The 26,102-nt window shown below is 67.2% G+C and carries 24 protein-coding genes, 1 tRNA gene and 2 pseudogenes; 14 read left to right on the forward strand and 13 right to left on the reverse strand.

What is annotated here, in order from left to right:
• Complete coding sequence (locus AC6JA9_RS11590; protein WP_223750521.1) at window positions 1-1,377, reverse strand: hypothetical protein; 1,377 nt, start codon at window positions 1,375-1,377, stop codon at window positions 1-3.
• Between the two features lie 241 nt (window positions 1,378-1,618).
• On the reverse strand, window positions 1,619-1,831 hold the full coding sequence (locus tag AC6JA9_RS11595; protein WP_267697257.1) for a hypothetical protein: 213 nt from the start codon (window positions 1,829-1,831) through the stop codon (window positions 1,619-1,621).
• Between the two features lie 55 nt (window positions 1,832-1,886).
• Here AC6JA9_RS11595 and AC6JA9_RS11600 point away from each other — a divergent pair, with 55 nt between their 5' ends.
• Window positions 1,887-3,311: a WD40 repeat domain-containing protein gene (locus tag AC6JA9_RS11600; RefSeq protein WP_497959684.1), complete on the forward strand. Its 1,425-nt coding sequence runs from the start codon at window positions 1,887-1,889 to the stop codon at window positions 3,309-3,311.
• Between the two features lie 106 nt (window positions 3,312-3,417).
• Window positions 3,418-3,972: a dihydrofolate reductase family protein gene (locus AC6JA9_RS11605; protein WP_046712093.1), complete on the forward strand. Its 555-nt coding sequence runs from the start codon at window positions 3,418-3,420 to the stop codon at window positions 3,970-3,972.
• 32 nt (window positions 3,973-4,004) lie between these two features.
• On the opposite strand, the gene AC6JA9_RS11610 is transcribed toward AC6JA9_RS11605, so the two are convergent.
• Window positions 4,005-4,745 carry an SDR family NAD(P)-dependent oxidoreductase gene (locus AC6JA9_RS11610; protein WP_223750524.1) on the reverse strand — a complete coding sequence of 247 codons (741 nt, stop codon included), beginning with the start codon at window positions 4,743-4,745 and terminating at the stop codon, window positions 4,005-4,007.
• Between the two features lie 215 nt (window positions 4,746-4,960).
• On the opposite strand from AC6JA9_RS11610, the gene AC6JA9_RS11615 reads away from it, so the two are divergent.
• From AC6JA9_RS11615 to AC6JA9_RS11640, 6 genes are all read left to right on the forward strand, one after another.
• The gene (locus AC6JA9_RS11615; RefSeq protein ID WP_223750525.1) at window positions 4,961-5,356 is read left to right on the forward strand and encodes a winged helix-turn-helix transcriptional regulator; all 396 of its coding nucleotides are present in this window, start codon (window positions 4,961-4,963) and stop codon (window positions 5,354-5,356) included.
• Window positions 5,357-5,533: 177 nt separating this feature from the next.
• The gene (locus AC6JA9_RS11620; RefSeq protein WP_223750526.1) at window positions 5,534-5,869 is read left to right on the forward strand and encodes a putative quinol monooxygenase; all 336 of its coding nucleotides are present in this window, start codon (window positions 5,534-5,536) and stop codon (window positions 5,867-5,869) included.
• Window positions 5,870-6,591: 722 nt separating this feature from the next.
• A complete protein-coding gene (locus AC6JA9_RS11625; RefSeq protein WP_223785967.1) occupies window positions 6,592-7,626 on the forward strand; it encodes a DUF6345 domain-containing protein in 1,035 nt (344 codons plus the stop codon).
• An 11-nt stretch (window positions 7,627-7,637) separates the two neighbouring features.
• Entirely contained in the window at window positions 7,638-8,540 is a 903-nt protein-coding gene (locus tag AC6JA9_RS11630) for a hypothetical protein (protein ID WP_497959685.1), read from the forward strand.
• Between the two features lie 335 nt (window positions 8,541-8,875).
• Window positions 8,876-9,160 (forward strand): hypothetical protein, encoded by a 285-nt coding sequence (locus AC6JA9_RS11635; protein WP_497959686.1) that lies wholly within the window; start codon window positions 8,876-8,878, stop codon window positions 9,158-9,160.
• 161 nt (window positions 9,161-9,321) lie between these two features.
• Window positions 9,322-9,879, forward strand: coding sequence for a hypothetical protein (locus AC6JA9_RS11640; RefSeq protein ID WP_497959687.1), 558 nt, complete (start codon window positions 9,322-9,324; stop codon window positions 9,877-9,879).
• A 699-nt stretch (window positions 9,880-10,578) separates the two neighbouring features.
• Here the strand turns inward: AC6JA9_RS11640 and AC6JA9_RS11645 are convergent.
• The gene (locus AC6JA9_RS11645; protein WP_223750531.1) at window positions 10,579-11,715 is read right to left on the reverse strand and encodes a serine hydrolase domain-containing protein; all 1,137 of its coding nucleotides are present in this window, start codon (window positions 11,713-11,715) and stop codon (window positions 10,579-10,581) included.
• Between the two features lie 274 nt (window positions 11,716-11,989).
• Here AC6JA9_RS11645 and AC6JA9_RS11650 point away from each other — a divergent pair, with 274 nt between their 5' ends.
• Both AC6JA9_RS11650 and AC6JA9_RS11655 read left to right on the forward strand, forming a co-directional pair.
• Window positions 11,990-12,835: a helix-turn-helix transcriptional regulator gene (locus tag AC6JA9_RS11650; protein ID WP_473571484.1), complete on the forward strand. Its 846-nt coding sequence runs from the start codon at window positions 11,990-11,992 to the stop codon at window positions 12,833-12,835.
• 114 nt (window positions 12,836-12,949) lie between these two features.
• Entirely contained in the window at window positions 12,950-14,134 is a 1,185-nt protein-coding gene (locus AC6JA9_RS11655) for a hypothetical protein (RefSeq protein WP_473571486.1), read from the forward strand.
• Window positions 14,135-14,203: 69 nt separating this feature from the next.
• Here AC6JA9_RS11655 and AC6JA9_RS11660 read toward each other — a convergent pair whose 3' ends face one another.
• Window positions 14,204-15,112, reverse strand: coding sequence for a carboxylesterase family protein (locus tag AC6JA9_RS11660; RefSeq protein WP_223750534.1), 909 nt, complete (start codon window positions 15,110-15,112; stop codon window positions 14,204-14,206).
• A gap of 211 nt (window positions 15,113-15,323) precedes the next feature.
• Entirely contained in the window at window positions 15,324-16,226 is a 903-nt protein-coding gene (locus AC6JA9_RS11665; protein WP_223750535.1) for a LysR family transcriptional regulator, read from the reverse strand.
• An 86-nt stretch (window positions 16,227-16,312) separates the two neighbouring features.
• Here AC6JA9_RS11665 and AC6JA9_RS11670 point away from each other — a divergent pair, with 86 nt between their 5' ends.
• Together AC6JA9_RS11670 and AC6JA9_RS11675 are read left to right on the forward strand one after the other, a co-directional pair.
• Window positions 16,313-16,618 (forward strand): nuclear transport factor 2 family protein, encoded by a 306-nt coding sequence (locus tag AC6JA9_RS11670; RefSeq protein WP_426747469.1) that lies wholly within the window; start codon window positions 16,313-16,315, stop codon window positions 16,616-16,618.
• A gap of 41 nt (window positions 16,619-16,659) precedes the next feature.
• On the forward strand, window positions 16,660-17,406 hold the full coding sequence (locus tag AC6JA9_RS11675; protein WP_223750638.1) for an SDR family oxidoreductase: 747 nt from the start codon (window positions 16,660-16,662) through the stop codon (window positions 17,404-17,406).
• Between the two features lie 639 nt (window positions 17,407-18,045).
• Here AC6JA9_RS11675 and AC6JA9_RS11680 read toward each other — a convergent pair.
• From AC6JA9_RS11680 to AC6JA9_RS11700, 5 genes and pseudogenes are all read right to left on the reverse strand, one after another.
• Window positions 18,046-20,961, reverse strand: coding sequence for a cell wall anchor protein (locus AC6JA9_RS11680; RefSeq protein WP_223785976.1), 2,916 nt, complete (start codon window positions 20,959-20,961; stop codon window positions 18,046-18,048).
• Between the two features lie 357 nt (window positions 20,962-21,318).
• Window positions 21,319-21,598, reverse strand: a pseudogene (locus AC6JA9_RS11685) (DDE-type integrase/transposase/recombinase); the annotation flags it as partial.
• A 148-nt stretch (window positions 21,599-21,746) separates the two neighbouring features.
• Window positions 21,747-22,145: a hypothetical protein gene (locus tag AC6JA9_RS11690; RefSeq protein ID WP_223750648.1), complete on the reverse strand. Its 399-nt coding sequence runs from the start codon at window positions 22,143-22,145 to the stop codon at window positions 21,747-21,749.
• Window positions 22,146-22,319: 174 nt separating this feature from the next.
• Window positions 22,320-22,508: pseudogene (locus AC6JA9_RS11695) on the reverse strand (hypothetical protein); the annotation flags it as partial.
• 175 nt (window positions 22,509-22,683) lie between these two features.
• The gene (locus AC6JA9_RS11700) at window positions 22,684-23,079 is read right to left on the reverse strand and encodes a hypothetical protein (protein ID WP_223750538.1); all 396 of its coding nucleotides are present in this window, start codon (window positions 23,077-23,079) and stop codon (window positions 22,684-22,686) included.
• Window positions 23,080-23,143: 64 nt separating this feature from the next.
• Here AC6JA9_RS11700 and AC6JA9_RS11705 point away from each other — a divergent pair, with 64 nt between their 5' ends.
• A complete protein-coding gene (locus tag AC6JA9_RS11705) occupies window positions 23,144-23,965 on the forward strand; it encodes a transposase (RefSeq protein WP_223750639.1) in 822 nt (273 codons plus the stop codon).
• A 22-nt stretch (window positions 23,966-23,987) separates the two neighbouring features.
• On the opposite strand, the gene AC6JA9_RS11710 is transcribed toward AC6JA9_RS11705, so the two are convergent.
• Together AC6JA9_RS11710 and AC6JA9_RS11715 are read right to left on the reverse strand one after the other, a co-directional pair.
• The gene (locus AC6JA9_RS11710; RefSeq protein WP_223750539.1) at window positions 23,988-24,377 is read right to left on the reverse strand and encodes a hypothetical protein; all 390 of its coding nucleotides are present in this window, start codon (window positions 24,375-24,377) and stop codon (window positions 23,988-23,990) included.
• A gap of 132 nt (window positions 24,378-24,509) precedes the next feature.
• Complete coding sequence (locus tag AC6JA9_RS11715) at window positions 24,510-25,712, reverse strand: RsmB/NOP family class I SAM-dependent RNA methyltransferase (protein WP_223750640.1); 1,203 nt, start codon at window positions 25,710-25,712, stop codon at window positions 24,510-24,512.
• A gap of 139 nt (window positions 25,713-25,851) precedes the next feature.
• On the opposite strand from AC6JA9_RS11715, the gene AC6JA9_RS11720 reads away from it, so the two are divergent.
• Window positions 25,852-25,924: transfer RNA gene (locus AC6JA9_RS11720), tRNA-Asn, on the forward strand.
• Window positions 25,925-26,102 lie beyond the last annotated feature (178 nt).

Genomic DNA, 26,102 nt, shown 5'->3' on the forward strand with positions numbered 1-26,102 from the left:
CTACAGCCTGACGTACAGGCCGAGCTGGCCGCTGAAGTACAGGTCCTTGGCGCCGCCGGCGAAGACCGGGGTGCCCTCCGCGGCGCCGGCGGTGAAGGAGTAGCTGCGCACCTCTCCGCCCACGCGCAGACCGAGGACGCGCGTGAGGGCGAACTCCACGGCGAGCTCGCCATCGATGCCGGAGCCGCTCAGCTCGGGGAGGTAGTCGTCCGAGGACAGCTCGCCGCCGCTCAGCACGTGCTGGTAGCCCACGCGCGCGGCGATGGCCCAGCGCTCGTTGAGCGCCTTGCGCAGGCCCAGCTCCACGTGCGCGAAGCGGTAGTCCACGTCGGGCAGGGCGAAGGTGCTCTCCGGCGGGAGCTCCACCGCGAAGGAGTGGGTGCCGTACAGCGCGCCCACGGAGAGCTCCAGCCACCGCAGCGGCAGCCGGAAGCGCAGGCCGCCCTCGATGAGCTGCGCGGTGGTGGGGTGACTGGAGCCATCCGGGAGCCGCGTGGACAGCCCGAAGGAGCGTGAGCCCCGCGCGACGAGCCCCAGGTTGTGCACCATCCCATCCGTGAAGTGGGAGAGGGGGAAGTAGCTCACCGCGAGGCTCGCCGCCGCGGCGCTGTTGAGGCTGTAGTCGGGCAGCTGGCTGGCGTTGCTGCCGGAGAAGTTGAAGCGACGGAAGAGGCCCTGGCCGGAGAGCAGCGCCTCCAGGGTGGGGCCGTCCAGGTCGCGAGGGCCGGCGGCCTTGGGCTCGGGCTGCGCGGGCGGCTCCTCCTTCTTCGTCACCGTGGGCGGAGGAGGCTTCACGACCGCCTGGCGAGGTGCCTCCGCGATGGGGGCCGGGGGCGCGACCTCCGGCTCGGAGACGACAGGCGTCGGAGGCGTGACGGCGGTGGGCGGGAGGCTCTGCGGCGGGCCTTCCTTCAGGGCCGCGCCCAGCTTGGGCTCGAGCTCGCGCCGCACGTCGGGGAAGGCGCGGTTCGTGCGGACGTCCCACGCTTCCTCCGCGATGAGGGAGCCGTCCTGGCCGGAGTAGGCGCGGACCTGCACGTCCCAGCGCTTCGTGCCCTTGACCGAGGAGAGGATGAGGATGTCCGCGCCGAGCTTCTTCGCCAGCGCCTGCCGCTGCTCCTCCGTCTTCGGCCCCCCGCGGAGGAGCTTCACCTGGGCATCCACCTTCTTCGCGGGCAGCACCACGCGCCCGCGGCCCTTCTTGCCCAGCTCCGCGGCCAGCACCTTGCGCAGGGCCTCCGCCTGGCTGCCCTCGGGGCGCAGCACCGCCACCGTGGTCTTCTTCGCTGGAGCCTTCTTCGCCTGCGCGGCCTCGGCCGGGTGGTACGACACGACCAGCGCCAGCATCAGCACCACCCATCCCGCGACGCGGCTCACGGGGCCACCTCCTGGGAGCGGACAGACGAGGTGGAAGCGGCGGGGAGGGCGGGGACGAAGTGACGGGAACGCATGGGGGCTCGGCTTCCAGTGTCGAGTCGGGGGCTGCTCGGCCCTAAGCAATCGAGGGGCCAACATCCCGGAGCTTATCTCGGCGGGCGCGCGTGGAACCAGATGATGATGCCGAGCGCGAAGGCGGTCTTCGCGGACTCACGCGAAGGGATGTCCCTCGAGCGTCGAATCAGGATGCGCTCGGCTTGTCGTGCTTCGCATCCTCGTCCGTGCGGTTCTGCTGCTGCTCGATGCATGCGTTCTTGCAGGCCGCTTGGATTTCGTTGGGATGGTTCCAGACGGAGTCCGCCCTGCGTCCGCGGTCGGGGGCGACGAAGCGCTCGAGGCGGATGCGCTTGACCTTCCCCAGGACGTGGAGCTTGTTCTTGTCGTGGCCCCCCACGACGGGCGGAGAGCCCTCCCACGGGGTACGAGGAGAGGGCGGAGGCAGGCACGCCGTGAAGCAGGACAGACACCTTCGCAGGTCGAGCAAGAGACTCGAGGGCCACTCCACACCCATCCTCGCCGCGGACTGGCTCCCGGACTCGTCCCGGCTCGTCTCGGCGGCGGAGGGGGACTCCACGGTTCGCGTGTGGGACGTCGCGGCCGCGCGGGCCGTGTCGACGCTCACGGTCGCCGAGGGGCTCAACAAGGTCCGGCTGTTCCCGACCGGTGACGTGCTGGCCGCGACCTTCGAGGACCAGGTCGCCCGGGTGTATGCGCTGGGTTCCGGCAGGATGCTGGAGAGCGCTCCCCTTGCGACGCGTCCCAGGGCGCTGGTGGTCTCCGCGGATGGCGCCGTGTACTGGGCGGGCCACGCTTCCCAGGGCGACAGGGTCTGGTCGTGGACGCCGGGCTCGACCCCGAAGCCGCTCCTGAAGGACATCCACACCTTCGAGCCCACCTGTGGCCTGGCGCTCTCCGACGACGGGACGAAGCTGTGGTGCTTCTTCGAGTGGGACCTCGTGGTGCTCGATGCGCGGACAGGGCAGGAACTCTCCCGGTTCAAGGGCGCGCGGGACGAGGCCATCGGGCCGGGCTTCGTGTTGCCGACCGGGCCTCGCGTGGTGGGCGTGAAGTCACGCCTCAACCGGGATGACGACGCGGTCCGGCCGCGCCTCTACAGGTGGGACCACGAGACCGGTGGGGCGGACTGGAGTTCGGAGATCCTGGGGTATGGGCATGGGCAGGAAACGCTGCTGGCGATGGCCCGGAGCACGCGCTGGCTCGCGGCCAGCGGCTCGGACGGAGTGACCCTCGTTTCGAGTCGCAGCGGGCGGGTGCTCGGGGTGCTGTCATGCGAGGTGTCCCCGTGGGACGTCTCGTGCCTGAGTGTGTCTCCGAATGACCGCTTCGTCGCGGTGGGCACCTCGAAGGGTGACCTGTTCGTTCACAAGCTCGGCGATGTGGAACTCGAGCGGGATTTGGCGGTGCCGGACATTCCCAGGCGCTCACGCAGCGGCAGTCCGCTCCTGCTGCGGCTGCAGAAGCGGCCCGGACTGTGGCTCCGGGTGCATGCGAATGGCGACCTGGAAACGGCTGAAGGCGATGCCCGCACGGACTCGGTCATCATGCCCCTGGGCGCTCAGGCAGGAGGTGCGGCCGCCCACCCGTCCTTCCTCGCATGGGAGCTCAGCAGGCGCCTCTGGTCGTACGACCTCACCCAGCCTTTGCCCTCGAAGAGGGCCCATGCCGTGCAGGTCTTCAACGGAACCGACCTGGTCGTCGAGGGCTGTATCGGCATCGAGGGCTCCGAGCGCGACCTCGGCTTCGACAGTGAGCCCGACAGTGTCGGGGAGCGGGTCGAAGGAGCGCTCAGCGCGCGGAGCATCCTCGATGGCCTCAAGGGCCTGTTGTCGTCGCGGCCGGGCGGCGGGGATTGATGCATGTCGCGACCTCGGGTGGCGGTGGGGCCCGCCGGAGATGGGGCATTGCGTCGATGGCGAGGTGTGCTGCGCACGGGGGGCGCTTCTCGTAGAGTCCCGCGCCATGGGCCTCCTCACCTTCGGTCTCAATGTGACGCTGGACGGGTGCATCGACCACACCCAGGGAATCGCGGACGACGAGCTGCACGACTATTGGAGGGAGCGCATGGAGCAGAGCGGGGCGATGCTCTTCGGGCGCAACACCTACGAGCTGATGGAGGGCGCCTGGCCCGCGGTGGCGCGCGACGAGAATGCGCCGCGCGCGATGCGCGAGTGGGCGCAGAAGCTCGAGGCGAAGGTGAAGTACGTCGTGTCGAACTCGCGGAGCGACTTCCCATGGCAGAACACGGTCAGGGTGGAGGGTGAACTTCGCGAGGCCATCTCGGCGCTGAAGGCGAAGACCGAGCAGGGTGTCCTGGTCGGAGCGCCCAAGCTCGCGGCGTCGCTCGAGGAGTGGGGGCTCATCGACGAGTACCGCATCGTCGTTCATCCCATCATCAGCGGCCACGGGCCGACGTTGTTTCAGGGCCTGTCGAGTCCGCGGCAGCTCGAACTCCTCTCGACGCAGCGGTTCAAGTCCGGCGCGCAGGCGCTCCACTTCCGCCGCAAAGCGGGCTGAGCGCGGTATCGCCATCGGGGGGGGGCGGCTGGCTAGACCGCCATGATGCCTCCATCCACGAAGAACTCGACGCCCGCGACGAAGCTGCTCTCGTTGGCTGCGAGGAACAACACCGCGTTCGCGACGTCCTCCGCCTGACCGATTCGCCCGAGCGGCGTCATCTGCTTCAGCACGTCCTCGAACCCCGCGTTGTTCTGGAGGTACGTCTGCATCGCGGGCGTTTCAATCATCCCCGGTGAAATCACATTGACGCGAATGCCTCGGCTCTTCAGGTCCGTCGTCCAGGTTCGAGCGAGTGAGCGAATCGCGGCCTTGGTCGCGTTGTAGACCGAGAGCCCGGGGAACCCTTTGCTGCCGCTGGCCGAGCCCGCGAGGATGACCGTACCTCCGCGGGTCATGAGCGGCAGCGCCTTCTGCACGCTGAAGACCATGCCCTTGACGTTCGTGCCGAACACGCGGTCGAAGTGCGCCTCGTCAATCTCACCCAGCGCCGACGTTTCGGAGATACCCGCGTTGGCGAACACGACATCGACCCTCCCGTGGTCGCGCTGGATCCGCGCGTAGAGGCGGTCGAGGTCGGAGAGATTGCCAACGTCTCCCTGGATGCCGACGGTGGCGCCGCCAATCTCGCGCACCGCCGCGTCGAGCCTCTCCTGCCTGCGCCCGGTGACGTAGACGTTGGCGCCCTCGGCGGCAAAGGCCTTGGCCGTCGCGAGCCCGATACCCTCACTTGCACCGGTGATGACCACGACCTTGTCCTTGAAACGATTCATACGTTTTCTCTCCTACATGGGCAGTTCATGTCGTGACGAGTCGCTGGCCAGGGATTGCTGTCCGGCCAGAGTCACGCTTCCTTCGCTCGAACGGGCTGCTCGCCTGAGTGGCCGCAGACCCAGCGCCGCTCGCTGTGGCGAGAGGCGAAGTCGTCACGTCACGAAGGTATATGTTGCATACCTAGGGTCAAGAACGTACCTGGAGCATCCTTGGTATGCCGAGAGATACTGAAGACGAGCCCATCTACCGAGCTGACTGTCCCACCCGCACCATCCTCGACCAGATTGGCGACAAGTGGTCGATGATGGTGCTTGCCGTGCTGCGGGCCTCGCCGAAGCGGTTCAATGGCATCAAGCGACAGCTCGAGGGCATCACCCAGCGCGTGCTGACGCAGACGCTGCGAAAGCTTGAACGCAATGGGATGGTTGTCCGACGCGTCATCGGCGGCTCACCGCCGGGCGTCGAGTACTCCATCACCCCTCTTGGCAGGTCGCTCCAGGAGCCGTTCGCGGCCCTGTACGATTGGACCCTCGAGCACATCGACACGATCCACAAGCACCAGGAGTCCTACGACCGCGATGCGCAGACCACGACCCGCCGTCCCGACTGAGCCCGCGTCACGGTTCGGCGTGCCCGGAGGGGAATCGCGAGGAGTACCTGCTTGGGCGTGCCGCATCTCGCGCTCGCACATGACCTGGTTCCACCCTGCGTTCGTTGACGACTTCGAGCCGGTCGGATGGTACGACGAGCGCCATCCCTCGAACCGCAGCCTGTGCAGGAGCGTCGAATGAGCCTTCTGGTGATTTGTGAGTTCAAGACACGGACCGGAGGGGAGACGGAGTTCCTCCGAGCGGCGCGGGCATTGGCCACCGTCGCCGCGACCGAGCCGGGGACGCTGCGCTACCAGTGGTTCACCACGCAGAAGCCCGGTCACTATTCGATCATCGAGGAGTACGTGGACGCTGACGCGGCCGAAACGCATAACAACCACGTGGGCGCGCTGCTCCGGGAGCTCTTCGCGGTGTCAGACCTGGTGTCGATATCGTTCTTCGGGGAGCTCAACGCGTACTTGCGCGAGTGGGCGACCGGGCGCGAGGGTGTCGCGGTCAACGTCGCGTTGTGAGGTTGCTGGGGGCCGGCCTGCTCCGCTGAGGCCCGGATGAAGTCGACGAACCCTCGGAGCGGCGCTCCTCCACGACAGGCCGTTCTCGGCGCCGTCGACGAGGTCCAGGGGCGCTGCGTGAGGGGCTGGACCACGCGCTCCTCTTGGGGGTGCGGGGCTCCCAGCGACGGAGCACTCGAGCAACGGATGCCCGTCATTGCCTGTCCCCAGTCGCGGGGCGGATGCGGGTGAAGCTGCGCTCGTAGGGCAGGGCTTCTGTGAAAGAGCAGACACCCGCGCTCCCTGAGGCGCGATACCTGTTTATTGAGTCCGAATGTTAGTGTTTGGACCTGCTTGTCTATCGGTCTTGGGATTTCCGGCCCGTCCACGGCTCCAGACAAATGCTTGCGGGCGCGGGCCCTCGTTGCCGCGACGCTCGTGTGTCTGGGATGCACGCGTGACAAGGAGACCAGGCCGGAGCCCCTCGAGACGGCTCCGGCGCGAACGATGTGTGTGATCTCCAGCCCGAAGGGGTCGTGGGACCACTACCAGCTGCGTGATTTGCCGCACGGCCCGTGCTCGACCCGGGCCGCGTGCACGGTGTGGACGAAGGATTCTTGTCCGGGGACGGCCTCTCCCGGTCCGGCGATCCGGTGGACGTGTGTCTGTGATGGCGGGACATGGCGCTGTGACGAGCAAGAGAGAACCAAGACCGCCTGTATCAACCCAAGAGGAGGATGACCATGAGGTTGCCGAGAACCACCGTCGGACGATTCATTGTTGCCGCTACCCTGTGCCTCAGTCTCTTTTCCGCCCACGCGCAGACGGGGATCACCATCGAGGCGGTCAATCGATACTCGTGCGGAACACTCTTCAACAACATCGCGAACGTCGACAACTTTCGCAACCGGATGCTGTCGATACCGGGTTACACGGCCGGCCTCCGGTACACGGATGGCCTGGTATGGCCCACCGACTTCACCGACCCACAACGCGTGAGCGGAGGGTCCGACACCCTCTACTTCGACCGTTCCGGTGACGCCATCTCCTATTTCAGCGGGCACGGCACCTGCGACGATCACAGCAACACCCCTTGCACCTCGAGAGCGTCCTGCCCGGATGTCGCGGGGACCGACAAGCGTTGCCTGCGGTTCTCCGAGAACCCGCTGGCCGGGCGCTGTGTGTATTCGCGCCCGCGAAGCATCGTCGTCGACCGGACTGGTAGTGCCTGCCAGTCCGTCAACTACTCCAGTGGCCCGGTGGCCTGGGGCGAGAGCCCCACGGCGGGTGGATGGGCCGGCGCCGGCACGAATGGAGGAATCAACCTCGCCGTCATCGACAACAGTTGTGGCATCACGCCGGACCTGTTCTTCCCCAATGTGCTGGGGTCCTTCGCGGGAGTCTCCACGGTTGCGCTCATCATGCCGACGCGCGTGGGAGACGACACCGCCGACGTGGCCAATCGCGGCCAGGCCTTCGCCGACCGCTACGTCGCGAATCCCAACTCGGCTGTCGCCCCGTCCTGGGCCGAATCCATCAACTCGGTGGCGGGCGGGACCAGCTGTGCGTTTGGCGGAGGCGGCCACGGCATCGTCGGCTGCGGCGCCAACATCGCCCTCTCGGTTGAAATCAACCAGGCACGGGCGGAATGGGCGAACCGGACCGAGAACTGGGGACAGCTCCGGGACCCCGGGAACGACAGCTTCGGAAACCAATGGATGGCTTGGATCTTCACCTGCAATTACGACTGCAACAGCCACCCCTTCATTCTCCCGTAGCGAGGTCTGCCATGAATCCGCGAACGATGAGTCTTGGTTTGTTCCTGGTCCTGGCTGCCTGCTCCTCGGAGCAGGAGCCGTCCTTGGCGAAGCAACCGCAGTCGGTGGCGCCAACGGTCAACGAGGAGGGCGCAGGTTATCAGCACGCGCTCGCGAGGTCCCGCTTCGACGCGGGAGCCGGTGTGCGGCGTGAGGCCGGAGGCAGCTACGAGCGGGTTGTCGGAGGCAGGGGCGTCTTCTTCGTCGATACGGTCACCCGCGCGACGATGGTCGTTCCGACGTTCGGGGCCCCGGGGCTCCCGAAGGGGACACTGGGCGTCGAGTACCCTCGGCCGCTGACCGAGAATCCGGCGGAGCACTCGGCGGTGGTCAAGGCGTACTTCCTGGAGGCGGGAGTCCCGGTGGCCCAGGTGAGTGGCACCCACGTGACGACCACGATGGCGGGGAGCGGTCCGGTGAGCGGCGGCGTGTCGCCAGCCCAATCAAAGCTCCTCTGGTACACGACCCATCTGGAGCGCTCGGTGGGAGGCATCCCGGTGGAGGGCTCCTTCGCCTATGCCGCGCTGGACAATGCGCGCCGGGTGATCAGCGAGGGCGTCTACTGGCCGGATATTCCCGTGGACGTGGTGCGGGGAGCCCAGACACTCCAACGCCGATTGGCCTCGCCGAACGACCGCGCCGAATTCCTGGCGCGTGTGGGGGCCGGCGAAGCCGGCGTGCGAGAGGCTGCGGGTGAGGTCAAGATCGTCCACACCTCGGCCGGGTACCACGGTGGTTTCGAGGTGAAGGCGGTGTACTCCGTGGCGGTGCGTGGCCCGAACGGGGGGAAGTTCCGCATCCTCCGATTCGACGACACGGGCGCCGCTGTGACGATGTCCGAAGAGCGGGCGACGACCACCGATTCGCTGAAGTGACGAGGCAAAGGCCGCGAGCCGTGAGGTGCCACGAGTGAAGATGCTCGTGGTGCTCGGCCTGTGGGGCTTCGAGGTACGGCTCGCCGCGGGGGTGCCACCTGTTCCCAGCAGGCGTCGGGGCGGGTTCGGGGACCATGCCCCTTCTGTCCAACCCTGACTTTCGTCAGGTGCTGTCAGGGCATCCTCGCGGAGTAGAGCCTGGAGAGGGCCGTGGCGCGCTCACTCGCACTGACGCACAGCTGCTCGGGACGCAGCGGCTGAGGTTGGGGTGGCACGGGTCGGAAAGAAGTGCATCGGAGTGTCGGGAAGCGGTCTCGCTCGCATATGCCTGCTTGATGGGCCTCTTCAATCGTCTCTTCGGTCGCGTGGGCAGGCCGGCAGCCTCCTCGCCCGAGGCTGTTCGCGACCTCCTCTTCGAGGCTGTGCAATCACAGGATGACGCCGCGCTCATCCGGCTCTGTGCCGAGCACGAAGCCCTGGTCCTCGAGCACTTCCCAGCGTGGTTGACGGTTCCCGAGAGCGTCCGCAAGGAGCCCACACAACTCCAGCGCTATGGCCAGGGGCTCATCGGCATCGCTCAGTGCCTCGCGCAGACGCGGAACCGGCCCGAACTGCTCTAGCGGATGATGGGGGCTGCCGCCGACAACCTGGCTGGAACAGAGCGTTCGTTTGCGACATCTTCCCGGCAGGTACGTTCGATGTCGTGAGGACGTGACCCCGGGCGAGTCGGGAGCGATGCCTCTGGGCGTTCCGGGGCTGGATACATCACGAGGAAGCGTTGATGAGCGTCAGTCGCAGCTGGCTCGCAGCGAAGGGAATCTCCACCCGAAAGCTGCTCGAGGAACTGGGGTTGTCGTTGAGTGGTATGTCCTGGGAACTCGACACCCAGGAGGCCGGCATCACCGCGGCGCGACTCGATTCCGGGTGGTTCATCATCTACTTCCGGAACCACCCTTACCAGGTCTCGGACGAGGAGATACTGGCGGAGGCCTCCTCGCATGCGGAACTCATCGTGAGCTGCTTCGTCGAAGAGCACACGATGTACTCGCAGGCTTGGGGCTTCTCCGGAGGCGAGCAGCTCTGGACCCTCTGGCACGACCCTTCCGAAGGTCGTGAGCACCTCGAGGTGGACGGTACTCCCCCGGAGTGCCTCCCAGCCATTCTCCGGGCGAACCTCGAGAAGCTCCATGCCTACCATCGCCAGAACTCGTTCGATGTGGACACGGTCTTCTCCGTCCCCATCGAGGTCTGCGTGGCCCTCTCGGGCTTCAGCTACAACATGATCCCTGAGCTTATCGATCCATGCCTCACCCTCATTCCCACGAGGAGGAAGTCATGACGGAGAGCCCTGGCTGGATCGCCGCGAAGGGCGTCCACCCTCGGGATTTGATGAAGAAGCTGCGGGTGGGCCCGGGGCGCGCGGACTGGGAGGCCATTGACGCATTTGACATCTCATGCGCGAGGCTCCCATCCGGGTGGTACCTCGTCATCATCGTGCATGACGTGGTATTCCCTACGAACGAGGAATGGTTCGCCGAGCTCTCCTCCGAGGGAGACGTCGTGAGATTCCTTGTCTCGGCTGAGGGGGCTTTCCCCTGGCCCAGGGATTCCATGCGGGCACGAAGCGCTGGGAGCTCCGGCCTGACTCCGACGAAGAAGTCCGGGTCAGTGGAACACCGCCGGAGTGCTTCGCGGCCATCCGCCAGAATCGACTCGCCGCCCAGCCCCCCGACGATGATTCCAACCCCATCAGTTTCGGGATCCTCGTCGATGTCTGTGAATCCCTCACGGGGTTCCGTTACGACAGGCTCGAAACGCTCACCGAGCCGTTCATTCATCACAACATCAACTAATGAGTGCACGCGACATCGGGCACGTTGCAAGCCAGTGGTAACCGTCCGGCGAGCGACGTGGCGGGAGACATTGTCGGGCTGTGTTGGCTGTGGGCTTGGCCACGCGCTTCATGCTCTCCGACGACTTGTCGAACGGAGAGACGTCTGCGGGGGCTCGACGCGCACTCCCCCTGTTGTTCGCCGTGCTAGCGACCCTGCATGGATTCGACCCTGTCGAAGAGGGGCGCCAGCGCGCGTTCCATGGCGTTGGCGGTCGCATCGCCGCTCTGGTTGGTGATGATGAACACCCCCAGCTGATACTTCGGCACGAGGTAGAGGTAGCATTGCGCGCGAGGCACGCCGCCATGATGCACGTAGTGGGTGCCCAACTGGCTGCTCTGGCCGATGTTCCAGAAATAGCCGATGCTGAAGTCCTCCGCGAAGCGCACCAGCGGCTTGTGTGACTCCGTCACCGCGGGAAGGCTGCTCAGCTGCAATCGCAGGTACTTGACCATCTCCGGCATCGTCGCCTTCAAGGCCCCCGCCGCGCCCCAGGGCAGCTGCGGCATCGGCGTGGTGCCGACCGGGTTGTCGCTGTGGTAGCCAGGCGCCAGACGGCGGGCGTCCTGGGCACGCAGCCGCAGCCACGTGTCGTGCATGCCGGCTTCCCGCGCCAGGAACTCCGCGAGCAACGACTCGTAGGGCGCCCCGTAGATCTTCTCGAGGGTGTGCGCGACCAGCTCGGTGCCGGCGCTCGAGTAGGCATAGTCCTTTCCGAGCGGCCCCTTGATGCTGACGGTGTGCAGGTCCTGCCAGAACCGCGGCTGCCCGTAGTCCTCATAGGCGGCATTGAGCTTTGCCGGGGTGGCATGCGCGGTGAAGTCCCGCAATACATCATTCACTTGCAGTGGCAGCATCCCCGGCATGCCGCTGGTGTGGGTGACCAGATGGCGCAGACGGATGGGCTCGCCGTCTGACTGCAGGTTCGGATAGGCGGACGGCAGATACTTTTGTATCGGGTCGTCGAGGGTCGCCTTGCCTTCGAGGACAGCGTTCGCCAGCAGCAGGCCGGCGAAGGTCTTGCTCACCGAGCCGATCTCATAGAGGGTCGAATCATCGGGCGGATTGGACTTGCCGGTCTCCAGCTCACCCCGATGCAGGATGAACTCCTCGCCGCGATAGACCACCGCGATCGACGTTGCGTGCAGCAGTCGCGACTGCAGCAGGGTCGTCGCGGCCTGGTTCATTGCCGTGGGGATATCGCGGGCGGGTGCAGGGCCCGTCGTCTTGCAAGCGGCCAGCACCCACATCATTCCAGCAATGGCTACGGAGAGTTTGTTCATCAGGCGCATCGTCAAGAGGGGGTGGGCACTCTCGCATGCCCCCCGGGGTGGAGCCAGCTGGTCGGGGGGAGGGGACTTGAACGAGCCGCTGGGCAAGCGGGGACACGGACTGGAGGACCGCCGGCCGGGCCCACGTCCGCGGCCTCTCATGGCGTTGTCGGGCCTTCCTCGCCCGGGTGCCGCCCGAAAGCAGTTTCGTGCGGCGTGCTGGACCTGGGCTCCTGGATGGAGCCTGGCGATTGCAATCGACTCACGGGCTGTACATAGGAACTTCGTGTCCTCCGCACCCGTCCTTGGATTTGGTCGCTATCTCGGCACGCCGCTCCAGCGCCTGGAGGTGGCAGGGCTCGTCCTGACGGAGAGCACCTATCCCCCCGACGTCGTCCTCCCCCTCCACCGCCACCGTCACGCGGGCTTCCGGCTCACGCTGGAGGGGGGCTTCACCGACGTGTTGGAAGGACGTGCCCGGGAATGTCCTCCCAGGTCGGTGGCCTTCCAGGAACCCGAGGTCGCCCACGAGCAGCGCATCTCCGGTCGGCTCACCCGCACCTTCAACGTCGACTTCTCCGAGTCGGTCTGGCGGTCGCGCTACCCCCTCGTCTCCCGGCTGGACAGCCGGAGGGAGCTGGCGTCGGCGCGACTGTTCTCGTTGACCGCGCGCCTCTATCAGGAATTCCGCCGTGGGGATGACCTGGCGGCGCTGGCCATCGAAGGGCTGGCGTTGGAGCTGCTGGCCGAAGCCGTGCGCGCCACGATGCCCCCGAAGGTGTCGGCCCCTCCCGCGTGGCTCGCACGGGTGCGGGAGTTGCTGGATACGGTCCGGGGGCCGCCTCCCACGCTCGCGCAGCTGGCTCGTGAAGCGGGGGTGAGCCCCACGCAGCTCGGCCGAGGCTTCCGCCAGTTCTTCCTGTGCACTCCCGCCGACCACCTGCGCCGCTCCCGGCTGGAGCGCGCCAGCCGGGCACTGCGAGAGACGGCGCGGCCCCTCAGCGTCATCGCGCTGGAGGCGGGCTACTGCGACCAGAGTCACATGACGCGCGAGTTCAGCCGCCGCCTCCACCTGACCCCGGCCGAGTACCGGCGGCTGCTCGCGGGCCGCTCGTTTCGTCCAACGGGATGAGTTCCGTCCAAGACGTCCTCGCGCGGACGGGGCAGCTTCAGCGCCATGATTCCGGACCCGCTCGCTTCCCCCGTTCCCTCCCCGGCCGCGGACTCCAGACGAGGACTGCCCGCCGTGGCCCTCGTCGCCACGCTGTGGCTGGCCTCATCCGGCTGCGCATCACGGCAGGTGGTCCCGACAGCTCCCGCGCCGGCCGTCACCCGCGTGGAGGCCGGACGCACGCACTGGGTGCTGCGTCCCTCCGAGGCCTACGACGCCCTCTGCCTGCTGAACCTGCTCCGTGGTGACGCGTTCTACACGCGGTTCTACCCCGAGGAGTTTCAGCGCTTCTCCGCCCTGCTCGAGCCCGGGGAGAAGGCCGCGCTCGCGCACCTCACCGAGCGGATGGGAAAGCAGGCCGGGAAGATGGTGGGGCCCTACCTGACGCTCGTCTTCTCCGTCACGGGCGCCACCACCGTGGAAGACCTGGCCAGGACGGTGTCGGACGATGCCGCCTGGATAGCGATGCGCCGGGGCTTCGAGGCGACGAGCTACGCCGAGGACTCCGACTTCACCGAGATGGAGGACGTGCGCCAGGACCTGGGCGTGCTGTTCGCCTTTCTCCAGCGCATCGGCTTCTCGCGCATCTGGCGCGCGGAATACCTGCCCCAGGTCGAGCAGGCCATCGCGCGCCTCGGCGTCCAGGTGGCGCCCCATGACGTGGTGGGCTGGGACGAAGACGTCCTCGGCCGGGCGCTCCACGTGGAGGAGCTCAACGCCCACGTGCTGAAGTTCGCCAAGCCCCACGGCATCCGGGTGACGGGCTGGAACTTCCTCACCGACCTGACCTACCCGCTGAGCGTCACGGTGAAGACCGCCGTCCACGAACTGCTCCACCCGCCGTTCAAGCGCGAGGGCGCCATCGACGCGCGGTTGACGGCCCTGGAGGCGGACCCCTACTTCCAGCGACTGGTGCGCGAGCACGACCCCGCGTTCGGCTACACCACCGCCAAGGGGCTGACGGAGGAGGACTGCGCCGAGGCCATCGACGTCTTCGTCAGCGAGCGCCAGGGCCTGCTCCGCGCGAAGGATGGCAAGCCGCTCACGGGCGCGGCCTTCTTCCGCGACCACGACGATGGAATGCACGTGCTGGCCTACGTGCTCTACGAGGAACTCCGGCGCGCGGACTTCTCCCAGTGGACGACGTACGAGGACTTCCTGCTGAAGCTGTTCGACACGGGCGTGCTCGTGCCCGGGACGCTGGAGCAGCGATTCCGTTCCTACATCGGCAGCTATCCCGTGAAGGCGTTGAAGGAATAGGCCCTCGGGCGCGCGCCGCGATGAGACAGGCGCGCAGCCGACTCATCCCGGCGGGAACTGCGCCCCGCGTCAACGATGCTGCGCGAGCAGCCAGTCCCAGAACGCGTAGTTGTCATACTGCTGGGTCCAGCAGTCGTGCGCGGTGCCGGGCAGCACGGTGAAGCGCGCGATGGCGTTCCCGGTGGCCACCACGCCGGGCTGTGACGTCCAAGCGGGGCTGCTGGCGCCCGGGAAGAGGTACGTCACTGTCTGTGACGGCGCTGGCACCTGGAGCGATTGACTCAGCCCGTAGTTCTTGGTCACGCCCGTCAACCAGGAGCGGTCGGCGGTGTACGAGAGGCTGTCCCCGTACGAATGCACCGCCCACACCGGCACGTTCTTCAGTTGGGTGATGGTGGGGCCCGGCGCGCCGATGCTGGTGGCCATGGGTGCCAGCGCGGCCAGCCGGCTGCCGTAGGTATACGCGTACCGCCAGGCCCCGTGGCCTCCGGCGCTGATGCCCGTCAGATAGATGCGCGTCGTGTCCACGCGGTAGTTGGCCACGAGGAAGTTGATGAACGCCTCGATGTCCGCCGCCGGCCAGCTCGTCGGGGCGCGCGGCGTGAAGACCATCACCTGTCGCTGTCCGAAGTACGCCTTGCCCTGGCTCGTGAAGTGGATGTTCCTCAGCGCCCCGTGCCGGGTCACCACGTTCAGCAGGTCCGCCTCCGTCGTCGAGGTCCCGAACTCCCCCATCCCGTTCAGGTGGACGATGACCGGGTAGTTCGTGGTGGACGTCAGGTAGCCGGGCGGCAGGTATTCTCCATAGGCGAAGACCGCCCCGGTGCTCGCGGGCAGTCGGGCCACCACCTGGTCCTCGGTGGTGGGGGTGAGCCCTGCCTTGGATTCACCCCACGCCTGGGCGTCTGCCTCCTCGAAACCGCCCCCGCAGGCGACGGCGCCCATCACGAGGGTCAACGCAATCCATTGTGTCCGCATGGTGTCCTCCCGGTCCGTGGTTGATTCACCGAGAGTCTGCGTTTTCCTGTGAAAATAGGAAAGTCGAGCTAGACGTGAGGCTGGTGCAGCTCCACTGCAGGACCATCGACGCAGCGGTTCAAGTCCGGCGTGCAGGCGCTCCACCTTCGTCGCGAAGCGGGACGAGCGTGGACGGACCCGAGCGCTTCGCCAGCGGCCGCCATCGCGGCGCTCATTTGCGAGCTGCCGTGACTTCGCGGGCCAGTGCGACGAACGCCGTGTGCGCGGCCGAGGCGTTGCGCCGGCCAGGGTAGTAGAGGCAGAGCGGAGCGAGCTCCGGTGTCCAGTCCTCGAGCACGCGAACGAGGCGTCCCGCTTCGATGTCGCCGCGCACGTCCGGCTCCATGAAGAAGCCGAGTCCGATGCCCTCCAGGACCGCGATTCGCGAGAGGCTGGCCTCGTCCAGCGTGATGGGCCCCGTCACATCGATCAGGGCCGTCTGCCCCCGCTTACGGAGCTCCCACCGGAAGAGGCTGCCGTTCGGCAAGCGCACCCGGATACACCGATGACGGAAGAGGTCCGATGGGACGCGTGGCCGACCGTGCTTCTTCACATACGCCGGCGAAGCGACGATGGCGTGGCGTTGGGGCTCTCCCAGCGGAATGGCAATCATGTCGGTGGGCACGAGGTTCGCCATCCGCACGCCGAAGTCGAACCCTTCGGCGACGACGTCGACCAGCCGGCCTTCGGTCACGACGTCGACATGCACGTCTGGATGGCGGCGGAGGTACTCCAGCACCAGGGGCGCGAGGAGCTCACGCGCCGCGGTCGCAAAGGTGTTGATGCGCAGCATGCCGGACGGCTTTGCCTGTTGGGAGCGAGCCGCGTCCATCGCGCCGCGGATGTCCGCGAGTCCCGGAGCCACCTGTTCGACGAACGCCCTGCCGGCGTCGGTCAGTGAGACGCTGCGCGTCGTGCGGTTGAAGAGGCGCACGCCAAGATGGGCTTCGAGCTTCGCGATCGCGCTGCTCATCGCCGTCGTCGACATCCCGAGATCGAGGGCCGCGCCGCGAAACGAGCTCCTGCGAGCGACGGCGAGGACGGCATCGAGATCATTCAGTCCGGGTTGATACATCGATAGTCCTGTGTTTCGGGATGCCGCATCCTATTTTGTCCCCATTGAGTGGGCAATCGTGCGGGCTTACTTCTTGGGTCATGACCATGCACCCATCCATTCGAGCCTATTTCGACGCGGGCAGTGCCACGCCGCTCCACGCATTCGCGCCCGATGCCGTTGTCGAGGATGAGGGACATCGGCATGTCGGGCATGAGGCCATCGACGAATGGTGGCGCGACTCCCAGGTGAAGTATCAGGCCGTCGCGCAGCCGCTCGAGGTGAACGCGAAGGACGATGCCTGCGAGGTTCGCGCGAAAGTGACGGGTCGGTTTCCCGGCAGTCCCATCACGCTCACCTTTGTGTTCCGGACGAAGGGCGATCGGATCGCCGCTTTGAGCATCGGCGCGTGAGCCGTGATGCCCATTTCAACCCAGTGGAAGGAGATGACGTGATGAGAGGGCTAGAGGGTAGGCGTGCGCTCGTGACGGGCGGAACGAAGGGCATCGGCAAGGCGGTGGTCGCATGGCTGCGCGAGGCCGGCGCGACGGTGCTGACGACCGCGCGGGAGGGAGCGGGCGAGGGCTTCATCGCCGCCGATGTCTCCACGGCGGAGGGCTGCGCGCGCGTCGTGAAGGCCGCCGGAGCCGTGGACATCCTGGTCCACGTCGTGGGGGGAACGTCGGCGCCGGCGGGAGGCTTCTCCGTCCTCGACGACGACGCGTGGCAGAAGACGATCGACCTGAACCTGATGGCGGCGGTGCGTCTCGACCGGGCGCTGGTCCCCGGAATGCGCGAGCGCCGGACCGGCGCGGTCGTGCACGTGACGTCGATCCAGCGGCAGCTGCCGCTTCATGAAGCGACGACCGCGTACGCCTCGGCCAAGGCCGCGCTCTCGAACTACAGCAAGGCGCTCTCGAAGGAGGTCGCGCCGCAGGGCGTGCGCGTGAATCGAGTGTCACCGGGCTGGGTCGAGACCGAGGCCTCCGTCGGGTTCATGAGCGAGATCGCGGCGAAGAACGGCACCGACGAAGCGGGCGCGAGGGAGCTCGTGATGCGCTCGCTCGGCGGAATTCCTCTCGGGCGCCCCGCGCGTCCGGCCGAGGTCGCCGAGCTGATCGGGTTTCTCGTCTCGGACCGAGCGAGCGCGATCACCGGGGCGGAGTACGTCATCGACGGCGGGACGGTGCCCGTGAGCTAGCAGGCTGCTGGATGCCTCCGGTGCGGGGACGACCTCTCGCACCGGAGCAGGGTCTCCTGACCCGGTGAATCAGGAGCCTCGGGACGACAAGGGCAACTCCACCGTCGACTTCCACGGCGAGAAGAGAAGCAACGCCGCGCATGCCTCAACGACCGACCCGGAGTCGAGGCTGGCGCGCAGAGGATGCCGGGGATGACGTGCAGTGCTTCGTGGACTGGTACAACACCGGGCACGGACACTCCGCCAGTCGCTTCGGCACGCCCGACGACAGGCACTCTGGTCGCGAGGCTGCACTCCTTGCTCGACGCCACCGGGTATACCCGCGAGCCCGAGCCCGTCATCCCAAAACGATGGAGCCGCGTCACGCGCAACTGGACGCCGGCAGGCCTCGTCCGTCTCGGCCCCGCTCCGAACCTCACCTCGACCGTGCAGGAGATGAAGCGCATCAGATGAGCCTTCTCACGCGACATCTGCCTTGATGCGCACCGCTCATGCTCCGGTCCGCAGGTGGGTCTGGGCTTCAGGAGGGATGCCGTGTGAACGGCGGCGCCGAGCGCGAGCTCCCAGCTCGGAACAACAAGGCCGGCCATGGGGGCGAGCCCCACGACCGGCCTTGTTTCCTCGGCGTTCGACGCGGTCCTACCGCAGGGGCACGCGCTTGAGCCTGAAGGGCGAGGGGCTCTCGCTCATCGTGAAGTAGCTCGCGCCGTTGGCCTCGTACTCCATCGCCTCACCCTGGCCCTCGGCGGTGTCGGTCAGCGTGACGGGCGTCGCGAAGATGGCCGACTCGAAGCCAAGTCCCGGCGTCGCACGGAACTCGTAGACGGTGCGGTAGGTGCGAAGGAGGAAGCGATCCGCGCAGGGGTGGATCGCCGCCGCGGTCGCGGCCGAGAAGTTGGCGTCTCCGTTCAGCGGCAGCTGGATCGTGTGGACGTGGATCAGCGTGGCCTGCACGCCCGGCGTCAGCGGCCGGGGGAACTTGTACACGCCGCTCTTCCCCGTGCCCCCGTCCTTGGTGACGACGTAGATGTCTCCGGTGGTGGGGTGCACCATCAGCGACTCCGCGTCCTTCGCGCCGTCCGGATAGACGAACGGGAAGGCCTCGGCGACGAGCCCCCCCGAGGTCTGGCCGTTGGCGAGATCCGGCTCGGGCACGCGGTAGATGGTGAACGACGTGGGGCTGCCACCCGGAGGGAAGTTGGCGCTCCACTTCCCGATGTCACCGATGAAGATGCACGAGCCGCTCGGGCAGGGCCCGGTCGCGAGGTCCTCCCAGTCGGCCGGCGTCACGTTGGTCACGTTGAACGTGCCGAGGGTGCTCGCGTTGAGGGTGTTGATCGCGACGATGGCGGTGGTGTCCTCGTTGTGCACGTAGAGCGCGTTGCCGACCAGGCGGCTCGCGGCCAGGCCCGAGGGCTCCACGATCTCCGGCGCGGTCACGGTGCCCTGGAGCGTGAAGGTGGTCGCGTACGTGTCGCCGACCACGCAGGTGGGGGCGTTGGCGGCGCGCAGGACGACGACGTGCGCGGTGTTGGTCTGCACGAACGCGGAGCTGCCGGAGAGGCCCGTCTGGAGGCCCGGCGCGGTGAGCGACCGGTAGGCCGCATTGAAGAGCAGTCCGTTGGCGTGACCCAGGCACGCGTCGAAGGCCTCGGTGAAGCCGAGCGGCGGCTCGATGCCGGTGGCGGGGCAGGTGGCGTCCGGCCAGACCTGTGAGCCGTACCAGACGGCGAGCCCACCCGCGCTGCCGGTCACCACGTCGGGCACGGTGAACGACGCGGAGTCGCCGTTCTTCTGGCCCGCGTGCACGTCGATGGGCTGGACCGGGTCGACGCCGCTGAAGGCCTCCACGCTCCCCGCCATGTGGGTGGTCGCGTCCAGTCCGAACGTGTAGCTCGTGGGCTCGGAGGCGCCCGCGACGCGGTAGAAGATCCAGGTGCGGATGGCAAAGGCGCTCTGCTCCGAGCGCAGGAACGTCCAGCCGGCGGGCGGCGTGACGGTCGCGGAGATGTTGTTGCGCACAATCACCCGCGCGATGAGCGCGTCGTTGGCTTGGGTCCCCGACGGCTTGGGAATCGACAGCGAGGCGAGCGACAGGCCGCTGTTGCGCGAGCTCCCACGCAACGCGACCCCCGAGGACGGCGCGACCTCGGCGCGGCGAAGGGCGACGACCTGCGCGACGTTGGTCTCGGCGAACGTCGAGCTCCCGTTGAACGGTCCCTGGAGGCCGGCACCGGCGAGGGGCATGAAGGCGGCGTTGAAGACGAGGCCCTGGGACGAGGACACCAGGCAGGTGTCGTAGGTCTCGGTGAAGCCCGCGGGGGGCTCGATCGCCGAGGTCGGACACGCGGCGCCGGTCCACGCCTGCGCGCCGAACCAGACGGCGGCCCCGCCCGCGGTCGAGGTGCTCAGCTGCGGCGTCGTGAAGGTCGTCGAGCCGCTGTTGCTCTTGCCGGCGTGTGTGTCGATCGGGTTGGTCGGATTGACGCCGGCATACGCCACGATGCTGCCGACGAGGTAGCTCGCGATGGAGCTCTGGAACGTGTGGCTCGCGGGCTCGCTGGCGGTGGCGACGCGGACGAAGACCCAGCCGCGGATGCTCCAGCTGCTCATGTCGGTGCGCACCAGCGTCCAACCCGCGGGAGGGGTGAGCTCGGCGCCGATCTGGTTACGGTTCGCAAGGTGCGCCAGCAGCACGTGACCGGCGGCGACGCCCGTGGGGGTCGAGAGGGTCAAGCTGGTGACCGTCTTGCCGCTTGCGTGCGCGGTGCCGACGAGGGTGATCTCCGCAGTGGCCGGCGGCTGGAGGGGACGCAGCACCACCGCGTGCGTGATGTTGGTGTTGGGGAGCGTGGAGCTGCCGGTGAAGGCGGGCTGGGCACCGGCGGCCCCGAGCTGCGAGGTGGCGGCGCTGTGCAGCACGCCGCGCGTCGACGAGACGAGGCAGGTGTCGAGCTGCTCGGTGAAGCCCGTCGGAGGGGTGTGGACCGCGGGGCACGCGGTGCCTCCCCAGACCTGGGCCGAGAACCACACCGCGAGGCCGTTCGCGGACGACGTGGTGGCGACGGGCAGCGCGAGGCTCGCGCTGTTGCCATTCTTCTGGCCGACGTGCACGTCGATCGGCTGGAGCGGATCCGCGCCCGACACCGCGACCAGGGTGGCCGCCATGGCGCTGGCGACGTCGAGGGTGAAGGTGTGACTGCTCGGCTCGGCCGCGCTGGCCACGCGGAGGAAGAGCCAGGACTTGATGGCCGAGGCGCTTTGCTCGGAGCGCAGCAGCGTCCAGCCAGCGGGTGGGGTGGCGACGGCGGTGACGGCCTCGCGATTGCTCAACTGCACCACCAGCACATCTCCGGCGGCCGTCCCGACGGGGGTGGGGATGGAGAGGGTGGCGGTGGCCAGGCCGCTCGCGCTGGTGGTTCCTCGCACGGAGAGCGTGGAGAGGTCCTGGGCCGTCGTCGCATCCTGGACGTCGTCGGGCTGCGCGAGCTCAGTCGTTTCGCAGGCGGCCATCAGCAGGGCGGCCGCGAGCCACAGACTTCGGAATGGAGTCATGGTGTTTCAATCGGGGTGTCGACGCACCGGACTGGAGGTCCGGGAATCGGCCATGTGAAGGACCCTGAAGTGCGAAGCGCAATCGACTGTCATGACACGGGAAAATTGCCGTGAAATGGTCGGGATTGTCGGGTGTCATCGAAAGAAGGTGGCAGTTCTGTCCATGTGGTCACGCTGAGTCCTTGGAGAACGAGAAGCCCAGGGATATCTGCGCGCGGTGCCAAGGGATGAAGGGCGGTCAGCACCCCGAAGGGTGGGCCTTGAGGCAAGCCTCGTGAGCGTGGCTGTGACAGGCTCGTGACGTCAGCAGAACGGTGGAGTTACACCGGTCTCGTTGAGTCCCGGCGACTTGGTGGGTCAAGCCGCGGTTCGGTACCTCTTCTCATCGTTGGCGGGAGACTGGTCGCCGAGGGCGGAGTGCCTCCGGCGCAGGTTGTACCAGCCGTCGATGTACTGGACGACAGCCATCCTGGCCTCTGCGTGAGTCATGATGGATGACGTCTCGGGGCTGGCGCTGGGCGACGGCCATGTCCAGCGCGGCGATGACCCACTCCGACTTCAGGTGGGTGGCCATGGCCCAGCCCACCACCTTGCGACTCCACACGTCGATGACGACAGCCAGGTAGAGAAAGCCCGCTCCTCGGCCAGGCTGCTCGTCGTCCGTCCCGCCTTCGCCAACTCGACGATTCGCGCTCGGAGCTCCGGCGGGTATGGAAGTTGTTGAGCGGACTCAACGAACCCGCCGCAGCTCCATGGATTGTCGCGGGATGCCCGGTGGTGCGCCATCACCGGCTCAGGGTGATGACAACGTCGGACGAGAAGGTCCGCGCCCTCATCCCGACCCTTCGGTCGCCAAACAGGCATTGTTCCTTGCAGTGGTCGAAAGCGCTCCCGTCCCCGGGGATACAAGCGGTGAGCGCGTCCCCGCCCCAGCCTGCTCCATCATCGGCCTCGGCCATGAAGTAGACCCACGATTCCTGCGTCGTGAGGACATGGACCTCCTGATTCAGGCCGATTCCCCACCACCCGCGTGTCAGGTGCCCCCCCAGCGAGCCCCCACAGGCGGCGGTGGCGGGGAACGCGATGCAAATCCAGATGAATGAACCGTAGGTGTTGCGGAAACGCACCTGCCGGTTGCTTGCCTTGGTTTCGCCATCCAACGACCCAAGCAGCGGCTGGGTCATCAAGTCTGGGCTCGCCGTAGGAACGCCCTGGATGATGCCTGGGGGCTCGTATGCGGTGTTGAACCGATTGGGACCAATCCGTGGGCGCGTCTGATAGCCGCGCCCGGGCGAGGGGGGGACACCGTAGGGCCCGGTTGGGGCCGGGAGGTCACTCCCCTCTGCGGCCCATGCCTTGGACGGCAGCACGGGGAGCACCCCGCCGGCGCCCATGCCTAACACCGCGCCCGCGCGAAGAAAGCTCCGCCTGTTCATTGAAGGCCTGTTTGATTGATGCATACCAGTCCTCTCCGACTCGACGAGGCCTTGTCGGAAATGGCCGCCTCGTGCCTGAACTGACTTCATGCAAAGCAGCGTGCCTCGCATGCCGTTCCGACCGTCGGCATGTAAAGGATTTGCATCTTAATGAATGGCACGTCCGGGCCTTGGGCCTCCCCATGGCGTCTGTCTGGAACCCGACAGGCGTGTCCTTCCGAGGCAGTGATTGTGCCAACAGGGGGGCTGACTCAAGAGTGTGCGGCGTCGCCCTTGGCGGTGTGCCTCAAGCGGAGCCGCGGAGCTGCTCCACGTAGGCCTGGGCGGCGGAGGCCTCCACGCCATGCAGTCGCGCCATGTCGCGCGCGATGGCGGAGGGGTCATCTCCCATGCGCAGATGCATGCGGATGTTGTGCTCGAAGGGCTGGAGGATTCGCAGCGCGTCCGCGCCTCGGGCTTCCTTGACGACGGGCGCCGCGCGCCGGCGCGAGCGGCCCATCTCCGCGCGGGCCTGCACGTAGGTGACGATGTTGGACAGCAGGTAGTACCAGGTCACGAAGAAGGAAATCGTGCCCCACCAGCCCAGGGTGACGTTGCGCAGCGTGTGGTGCCAGAACGCCCTGCCCAGACACCCTCGGCACAGGTCGGCGGCCGTCGTATGGGAGCGCCGCGCGAACAACATGCCTACGTTGTGGTGCAGCTCAACAAAGACCGTCGTCTCGGACCGGGAACAGTGGTCGCATCGCATGGCGGCGCACCCTAATGGGTTCCTCGCCCGCGTTCGAGTCCACGGACTCAAGCCCGAAGACCCGGGCGACCCGCGCAACTCCAAGGGACATGGGAGAGCACCTGGAACACAGGCCGGCGGGGCCTTCACACGGCGTCCCGGTTTCAGTGGGTCCTCCACCATCAGAGGTGTGGCTCCGGAATATCCGAGTCCAGCGAGAAGTGCGCCTCAGCGAACGCGTCATTGCGTGCGCAGTCCTGATTCGAGCCAGGACGAGGGACGCTTTCCCATGGTGCCCACGTTGACGGCCGCCCTGGGACTGAAGGGCGAGCGCCCCCTCAGCGGCACCCGCGATTGCAAAGACGTGGTGCATACCATTGCCTCCGTCAACACCGTGACGGGCGAAATCACCAGCCGGTTGTATGGCAGCCGCACCCGGACGCGCCGGAAGGACGGGCTGTCCAAGACGAAGCGGATGCAGGTGGCATTTGCCCACCACCTGCTCGACGTGGCGCGGACCTACCCGGCCGACGTGTACGCAGCAGTCGTCATCATCATCGACAATGCGCCTTGGCACCGAGGACGTCCGGTGGACTGGGCCCTGCAACGCTACCCGCACCAGACGTTGTACCGGCTGCCGTCCTACAGCCCTCAGCTTCAGTCCATTGAGCGGCTGTGGCGACCTCTTCGCCAGTTCGCCACGCACAACGTCCTCTTCGACGAGTTGACGCAGTTGCTGCACGCTCTGCGCTCGGGGCTCGGCTATTTCCGCGCCCGGCCCCAAGCCGTGCTCCGTCTCCTCGGCTCTCGCTGGAGCCCGAGTCAATCAGCCGAGGCGTGAATCAGGGCGGTGGCTGGCCTCCCTACCAAAGCAACTCGACCTTGGCTTTTCGCAGTTTCATGAATCTTGAGAGCTCCGTCCGTGAGGCGAACTGCAGCTTGTTGCAAGAGACCTCCGCGCCGCTTTCAAGAATCTCATTCCAGGTGGCTTTGCCGGTGGGCGAGGGCAGGACGTCAACAACGGCTCGAACGCCGCGAAACTCGATGTTGGCGTCTGTCTTGCTTTGTCGGGCGTGAAACCGACCCATGCTGGCGGCCTGTCGTTTGGCTGCGGCCGCGTTCACCGCCTTGATGAGGACGATGTTCTCCCAGACATCCACGGCCGCCCGATTGGCACGCGCCTTCGGCATGATCACCAAGACGATGTGGGCCGAAAACCACTTCTCTCGCGCACGCTTAGCCACGGTGACCACGACAGTTCTCCTTACATGCCCCGGCCAGTACCGTCATGACTTCAATCCACAGAGTGATTCTGTTCGTCACGGCGTTTCCAAGGCAAGACCCCATGAGGCTTTGTCAGACAGTTCAGGTTCGGTGAGGTGCGTCTACTTCCCGGTCGAGCGCTGCAGGACCGCCGCGAAGAAGGCGTCCGTGCCGTGCAGGTGGGGCGTGACGACGAGGAAGTCATCGCGAATGCACTCGTCGGGGAGCCAGCCCTCGCCAGGGCGCAGGCGTTGGAAATCAGGGCGTGAGGTCAGGAAGGCCGTAACGACATCCTGGTTCTCGGCACGATTGACGGTGCAGGTGGCATAGACCAACTGGCCTCCTGGGCGGAGCAGCGCCGCGGCTTGGTGGAGCAGTTCAAGCTGGAGCGGTGGGAAGCGCGTGAGGACGTTCGCGGTGGCGCGGAAGCGTTGATCCGGCCCGCGGCGAAGAGGTCCGAGCTCGGAGCAGGGGGCGTCCACGAGTACGCGGTCGGCGTCGAGGCCCGGGGAGGGTGGCGCCCTGAGGACCTGGACGCGCGTGAGCCCCGCTCGGGAGACACGTTGGAGGAGCCGGTCCAGTCGCTCGGGGTCTGGGTCATGGGCGAGGAGCCGACCGGAGTCGCGCATCTGTGCGCCGAGCAGGAGCGTCTTGCCTCCGGCCCCCGCGCACAGGTCGAGGACGGTCTCTCCGGGGCGGGCATCCAGGAGGAGTCCCAGGAGCTGACTGCCCTCGTCCTGGACCTCGAATCGGCCCTCTCGGAGGGAGGGCAACGCATAGAGGTTGGGACGGGGCCCGTCGACATGGAGGGCCAGTGGACTCCAGGCTCCAGGGCGAGTGGGAAGGCCCTCGGCGCGCAAGCGGATGGCCAGGTCTTCCCGGGAGTCGCGGAGCGGATTCACACGCAGGGTGATGGGGCCTGGGACGTTGAGGTGGGCGCAGAAGTCGTCTGCCTCCGGGCCCAGCTCCCGCGCGAAGTGGTCGGCGAGCCAATCCGGAAGGGAGTGCCGGAGGGCGAGCGAAGGGGGCTGGGCCGGATTCAGCGGCGGAATCTGGTCGGGCTCGATTCCAGCCAGGGCGGCTGCCTCGGACGCTGGGCGCCGGGCGAGGCCCTGGAGGAATGCGAAGAGCAGGCGCGACGGGGGCGCGTTGGCGTGGCCCAGGAGGAAGTCGAGGCGGCGGCGCCAGAGGGCGACGTTGTAGATGACCTCCTTGAGCGCCTGGCGTTGGGGACTGGAGAGGGTGCGATGGGTCCGGAGCGTGCGGTCCACGACTCGCTCGGCCGGAGAGCCAGCGAGCACGAGGGAGATGGCCTCCGAGGAAATCGAGGCAAGCCCCGCCAGCGCGGACCAGGGTTGGACCTGGAGCCGGGAGAGCGGATCAAACGGGACTGTTGACAGGGGCGGCTCCGTTCTCTAGAAAGCGCGTCATCGCTGCGGCGCGGTTACCACGGCGAGGACATATTCCCTGATAGCTCAGCCGGTAGAGCGGGTGACTGTTAATCACTAGGTCCGTGGTTCGAGTCCACGTCAGGGAGCTGAACGAAGGGTCCTATCGATTCCGATAGGGCCCTTTTTTCTTTCCAGCATCACGCGTCGAGCCACGGGCCTGGGGCCTGGCGCCGGGCGGTTGCTGGGTCGGAGGAGGGGCGCCGCGAGCGACCAGGGAGCCGTGCTCCGACGGACACCTGGACTCGAATCCCAAGGCCCCCCGTG

The sequence above is a fragment of the Myxococcus sp. MH1 genome (genome assembly GCF_059738865.1).